The organism is Aquicoccus porphyridii, assembly GCF_008369105.1.
Taxonomy (GTDB): domain Bacteria; phylum Pseudomonadota; class Alphaproteobacteria; order Rhodobacterales; family Rhodobacteraceae; genus Aquicoccus; species Aquicoccus porphyridii.
In genome coordinates, this window is the sequence record NZ_VINQ01000062.1 from 1 (window position 1) to 886 (window position 886).

At 63.4% G+C, this 886-nt stretch carries 1 protein-coding gene; it reads left to right on the plus strand.

Annotated features, from left to right (window positions below; genetic code table 11):
- The first annotated feature begins 161 nt into the window (after positions 1-161).
- Entirely contained in the window at positions 162-620 is a 459-nt protein-coding gene (locus FLO80_RS21740) for an MFS transporter (protein WP_246156787.1), read from the plus strand.
- Positions 621-886: the final 266 nt, after the last annotated feature.

Here is an 886-nt window from a genome sequence, read left to right on the forward strand (position 1 = left end):
CCTGATCTTCGCAATCGTCTCCACAACCAACATCCCCAACTCGCTCCCTCATGCATCTGAGGAAGCATCAAAACAGAAATATCAGGGGGGTCACTTTTGGACGCCGATTACCCCGCTACGGGGTCAATTTTGCACGCCTGTTCACACCTACCCCGCTCGCCATGACGGGGGCAGGCTACTCGGAGGCGCTTGCGGGTGACGTCGTGCGCTGGCACGTGGTCGCTATGTTCGCACCAAGCTTCTTCACCGGCTTCGTCATCAAGCGCTTCGGCACGGTGCCGGTCGTGGTCACGGGGCTGGCGCTGCTTGTCGCCTCAGCGCTCGTGGCCGCGAGCGGCGTGTCCTCGCATCACTTCTACGGTGCGCTGATCGTACTGGGGATCGGCTGGAACTTCGGCTTCATCGGGGCCACGACCATGCTCGCAAGCGCGGTATCGGCCGATGAGCGCGCCGTCGTGCAGGGCACCAACGACACGCTGATCGCGCTCGCCGCCACAATCTGCGTGTTCGCCTCGGGCGCCATCGTGGTCGAGTACGGCTGGACGAACCTCGCGCTCGCCAGCCTGCCGGTCTTGGCCGTCGCGCTACTGTGGGTGCTCATGTCGGGACGGCCATCGTAGGGCCCGCTACGCAAGGTGTTCCGGTAGTTGTTCGGGATTGGCATAGCCCATTGGAGCGGGCCTTCTGGCAGGGTACAGCGAAAGCCGCGAGCGGCATCCCGATGTCTGATGGACGGCCGGTCAGGGCGGCGAACGACGCCACCGATCGCTTGATGGGAGGGCTGCCGCAGGTCGGCTTCGAGCCCACAGCGGACGGGCATCGATGATCAATTTATTGCGCCCCAGCTAATTAGCTGGGGCGCAATAAATCGCTATGCGCCGCACTT